The following is a 5031-nucleotide window of genomic DNA, read 5'->3' on the forward strand; positions in this document are numbered from 1 at the left end:
GTATAGCCTCGCCCTCCCCACCCGGTCGCTGCGCGACCACCCTCCCCATGAAGGGGAGGGAGAAGGCGACAAAGCGGGCTTTGGCGCGTATAGGCCCGGCGCATGAAACCCTTCTGGGAAACAACACCGCTGACGGAGATGTCGGCCGCCGAGTGGGAGAGCCTGTGCGACGGGTGCGGCCTGTGCTGCGTCATTCGCTTCGAGGACGAGAACACCGGCGAGATCGTGCCGACGCGGGTGCACTGCAAGCTGTTCGATCCTGACAAGTGCACTTGCTCGGACTACGCCAATCGGCAGGAGCACGTGCCGGACTGCATCAAGCTGACGCCCGGCAAGATCGCGGGACTGCGCTGGCTGCCGCCGTCGTGCGGCTATCGTCGGGCGCATGAGGGGCGGGGGCTGGCCTGGTGGCATCCGCTGATCTCGGGCGACCCGGAGACGGTGCATACGGCGGGGGTGTCGATCCGGCGCCAGACCATCTCGGAGGCGGCGCTGGCGACCGAGGAGGACGCCCTGGATTTCGAGGCGCCCGAGTGGATGCTGGAGCGGGGCGGCGACGCTAACGAATAATTCGTCGAGCGGGGTTATGGGGGAGGCATGGGGATCGTCGTCACGCAAGCCAGGCTAGGTCAAGCGGCAGGACGCGATGCGTTCGATCGACTGACCGCTGTCGTCTGCGCGGCCTTCGAGGCCCCCCATGCGATGATCACAGTGCTGGACGAGGATCGAGCGGTGTTCCGTTCATGCGTCGGCCTGAACCCGATCAGCATGCCCCGTCTGCAGACCGTCAGCCACAGGCTGGTGACCATGGGGCCGGGCGCGGTGGTCGTGATCGAGGACGCTCTGGAGCACGCCGACTACTGCACCCATCCCATGGTGGTAGGCGAGCCCGGCATCCGCTTCTTCGCCGGGGCGACGGTCTGCGGGCGGGACGGCGCGCCGGTGGGCGCCATCGGGGTGATGGACGTCAAGCCTAGGGCGCGACCGACCGAAGCCCAGATGGTGCTGATCACGGAACTGGCGGGGCTGGCCGGACAGTTGCTGGAACATGCCGAGGCCATGCGGCAGGAGGCGGCGCGTCTGGAGACGTTGCGGCTGGCCGAGGACATGGTGGGGGTCGGGCGCTGGCGCTATGAGGTGGCGTCCGGCGCCGTGACCTGGTCTGACGAGATCTATCGTATTCACGGGGTCGAGCCGGGGGCCTTTGCGCCGAGCCTCAACGACGTGTTCGGCCACTATCACGCCGAGGACCGGGTCGAGATCCAGGGTCTGGTCACGCGGGCGCTGGAGACGGGCGAGGGCTACAGCTTCAAGCTGCGGCTGCTGGGCAAGGACGGCGTGGAGCGGGTGGTGGCCGCCGAGGGCGCCGCCGAGAAGGACGCCACGGGGCGGGTGATCGCCCTGTTCGGCGTTTTGCAGGACGTGACCGAGCGCGAGCGGCTGTTGCGGGCGGCCCAGACCAATGAGCGGCGTTATCGCCTGCTGGCGGAGAATACCGGCGACGTCATCACCCGCGTCAAGATGGACGGGTCAAGCAAGTATATCTCGCCGGCGATCCAGCAACTGCTGGGCTGGACCTATGAGGACATGAGCGGCCAGTCGACCGACTATGTTCACCCCGAGGATCGGCTGCAGGTGCTGCAGGCGATCAGCGCGGCGGTGAAGACCGGCCAGCCGACCCGGCTGGAGCATCGGGCGGTGCACCGTCAGGGGCATACGGTCTGGGTCGAGTCCGCCTTCAAGGCCCTGAGGGACGAGCACGGCCAGGTCGACGACGTGGTGGTGGTGATCCGCGACATGACCCAGCGCAAGCTGCTGGAGGACGAGGTCATCGAGGCCAAGGAACGGGCCGAGAAGGCCGCCCAGGCCAAGAGCGAATTCCTGGCCAACATGAGCCACGAGCTGCGCACGCCGCTGACCAGCGTCATCGGGTTTTCGGGCCTGTTGCAGGGGTCGGACGCCCTGCCGGCGCAGGAGCGGGTCTATGTCGAGCGGATCGCTACGGCGTCCGAGGCCCTGCTGGGGGTGATCAACGACATCCTCGACTATTCCAAGCTGGAGGCGAATGCGATCGAGATGGACCCCGAGCCCTTCCAGGTCGCGGCCCTGGTGGACGGGGCGGCGGCCATCGTTGAGGGGCAGTGCGTCGGCAAGGGGCTGAGCCTGAAGGTCGAGGTCGATGCGGCCATGCCCGAGGTGCTGACCGGGGACGCCGGGCGGCTGCGTCAGGTGATGCTGAACTTCCTGTCCAATGCGGTGAAGTTCACCGGCAAGGGCGGGGTGACGCTGCGGGTCGGCGGGTCGGCGGACGCCGATGGGCGCTGGCGGTTGCGGGTGGCGGTGACGGACACCGGCATCGGCATCCCGGCCGAGAAGGTCGGGCTGCTGTTCGAGCGGTTCTCGCAGGCCGACGCCTCGACCACGCGGGTTTACGGCGGCACCGGGCTGGGGCTGGCGATTTCGCGGCGGCTGATCGAGATCATGGGCGGCGAGATCGGCGTCGACAGCCAGCCGGGCGAGGGCGCGACCTTCTGGTTCGAGACGCCCTTGGCCCAGGGCGGCGCCGTCGGGCGGCTGGCCAGCGGCGACGAAGACATGGCGCCGCCGGGCGGTGTCGCGGACGGGCGCATCCTGATGGCCGACGACGCGCCGGGGAACCGGGAACTGGTCAGCGCCATCCTGAGGGGGTTGGGGCTGGAGATCGACACGGTCTGCGACGGCGCCGAGGCAGTCCAGGCCATGCAGACCGGCGCCTATGACCTGGTGCTGATGGACGTGCACATGCCGGTCATGGACGGACTGGCGGCGACGCGGGAGATCCGGCGGATGCAGGCGGGGACGGGGCGGCGCACGCCGATCCTGGCCTTGACGGCCAACGTCCAGGCGGACCAGGTGGCGCGCTGCCTGGAGGCGGGCATGGACGGGCATCTGGCTAAGCCGATCCAGATTCCCGAGCTGGCCGGGGCTCTGGGGCGCTGGATGGCGGCGGACGGCGCGGTCGGGGACGAGGCGCTGGCGGGGTGATCGCGTGCTTTCCTCCCTGTCGCGAAGCGATGGGGAGGTGGCGCGGGCGCGCAGCGGCCGTGACGGAGGGGGCGGCGGCGCCCTGTCCGAATTTGCGCCCAAATGATTGATGGCGCCGCCGCCCCCTCCACCGCTACGCGGTCCCCCTCCCCACAAAGTGGGGAGGAAAGAGAGAGGCCATCCTGCGGCGGCTGTCGCAGTCGCGGGGCGCAAACCCGGTAAATTCCAGCGATTGATCTGTTCTCGCTGCTGTTCGCCAGCCTGAGGACGCTGGTCCGCTATGGTTTGGGCATGACGGGAAATAGGGACGAGGCGGGGCAGGGCGCGGACTGGCTGGACGAGGTGTTCGGCCGGCTCAAGACCCTGACCGATCAGGCCATCGCCGTAGTGGCGGCGGCCGAGGCGCCGACCGACGTGGCCGAGGCCGAGAAGCGGGCGCGGGCCGTCGGCGTTCTGGCGCGGACGGCCAAGGCGGTGGCGGCGCTGAAGTCGCGACCCGCCCGCAAGACCCCTGATGAGGATGAAATGAGCGAAGACGATCGTGATGTCAGCGACGCCGAACTGGCCGGGCTCCAGGCCGAATTCTTCGCCCGTGTCGATCATCTTGTCGGAGGGTTCGAACGCAAGTCCCTTGCTGCGGGACTGGGTCGAGAGCCTGCCGCGCGAGGAGAAGATCCGGGCGCTGAGGGCCGGGATCAGGGCGGCGCCGAAGTTGAGCGAGGATCAGTTCTGGTCGCGTGACGGGGACTGGCGCACCTGGGTGCTGCTGGGCGGGCGGGGGTCGGGCAAGACCTTCGCCGGCGGGTTCTGGATGAACGAGCTGGCGCGGGAAAAGGACCTGACGTTTGCTCTGGTCGGGCCGGCGCTGCACGACGTGCGCGAGGTCATGGTCGAGGGACCGTCGGGGCTGAAGGCGCAGGCGGCGCGGGACAATCGGCCGCGCTGGGAGGCCGGGCGGCGCAGGCTGATCTGGCCGAGCGGCTCGGCGGCCTACGCCTTTTCGGCGGAGGACCCGGACAGTCTGCGCGGGCCGCAGTTTCATGGGGCCTGGGCCGACGAGTTCTGTGCGTGGAGACACCCGGAGACGACGTTGTCGAACCTGAGGTTCGGGTTGCGGCTGGGGGATGATCCCAAGCTGGCGATCACCACGACGCCGCGGCCCATCGCGGCGCTGCGGCGGCTGCTGGCCGAGCCGGGGGTGGTGAAGGCGCGGCTGGCGACGGCGGCCAATGCGGGCAACCTGTCGCCGGGATTTTTGAGCCATCTGAAGGCGCTCTACGCCGGGACGCGGCTGGAGGCGCAGGAGATGGAGGGGCTGATCGTCGAGGCGGACGGCGCCCTGTTTCGGGCCGAGGATCTGGCGCGGGCGCGAGGGAGCCGCCCGGCGAAGTTCGAGCGGATCGTGGTGGCGGTGGACCCGCCGGCCAGCGCCCACGGCGACGCCTGCGGCATCGTGGTCGCGGGACGCAAGGACAAGGTCGGATACGTGCTGGCGGATCGTTCGGCGCGGGGATTGTCGCCCGCCGGATGGGCGCAGCGGGTCGCGGAGACGGCGCGCGAATTCGGCGCCGACCTGGTGCTGGCCGAGGCCAATCAGGGCGGGGAGATGGTGCGGACCCTGCTGGGGCAGGCGGACTGCGAGGTTCAGATCAAGCTGGTCCACGCCAGCCGGTCCAAGAAGGCGCGGGCCGAGCCGGTGGCCGCCTTGTACGAGCAGGGGCGGGTGGTCCACTGCGGGGCGTTTCCGGCGCTGGAAGAAGAGATGATGGCCCTGGGGAGCGAGGCGGCGGGGGCGAAGAGCCCTGACCGGGCGGACGCCCTGGTGTGGGCGCTGACGCATCTGCTGCTGGCCGGGAAGACGCAGCCGAGGTTGCGGGCGCTGTGAAATGAGCGCGACGAATCTCCCTCCCCTTCATGGGGAGGGTGGCTGAGCCCGAAGGGCGAAGACGGGTGGGGGCGGCAAGGCTAGGCAGCCGTCGCGCTCCGTGTCGCCACGCCCTCCCCACC

The 5031-nt window shown here is 69.7% G+C and carries 4 protein-coding genes; all 4 read left to right on the forward strand.

Translation table 11 applies throughout. The annotated features are described in order from the left end of the window. The first annotated feature begins 102 nt into the window (after positions 1-102). The 4 genes from HX774_RS08670 (at position 103) to HX774_RS08685 (ending at position 4909) form a co-directional block, all read left to right on the forward strand. Entirely contained in the window at positions 103-570 is a 468-nt protein-coding gene (locus HX774_RS08670) for a YcgN family cysteine cluster protein (RefSeq protein ID WP_178826018.1), read from the forward strand. Positions 571-597: 27 nt separating this feature from the next. Then, positions 598-3024 (forward strand): PAS domain-containing protein, encoded by a 2427-nt coding sequence (locus tag HX774_RS08675; RefSeq protein ID WP_178826020.1) that lies wholly within the window; start codon positions 598-600, stop codon positions 3022-3024. 291 nt (positions 3025-3315) lie between these two features. After that, a complete protein-coding gene (locus HX774_RS08680; RefSeq protein WP_178826022.1) occupies positions 3316-3765 on the forward strand; it encodes a hypothetical protein in 450 nt (149 codons plus the stop codon). Then, positions 3737-4909, forward strand: coding sequence for a DNA-packaging protein (locus HX774_RS08685; RefSeq protein ID WP_255500265.1), 1173 nt, complete (start codon positions 3737-3739; stop codon positions 4907-4909). The genes HX774_RS08680 and HX774_RS08685 overlap by 29 nt, the downstream gene beginning before the upstream one ends. The last annotated feature ends 122 nt before the right edge of the window (positions 4910-5031 follow it).

Source organism: Brevundimonas sp. P7753 (assembly GCF_013386595.1).
In the GTDB taxonomy this organism is placed as follows: Bacteria; Pseudomonadota; Alphaproteobacteria; order Caulobacterales; family Caulobacteraceae; genus Brevundimonas; species Brevundimonas bullata.

Bases quoted from the DNA above. Each gene is read 5' to 3' on its own strand.
- HX774_RS08670 (WP_178826018.1), top strand. From the start codon at position 103: ATGAAACCCTTCTGGGAAACAACACCGCTGACGGAGATGTCGGCCGCC.
- HX774_RS08675 (WP_178826020.1), top strand. From the start codon at position 598: ATGGGGATCGTCGTCACGCAAGCCAGGCTAGGTCAAGCGGCAGGACGC.
- HX774_RS08680 (WP_178826022.1), top strand. From the start codon at position 3,316: ATGACGGGAAATAGGGACGAGGCGGGGCAGGGCGCGGACTGGCTGGAC.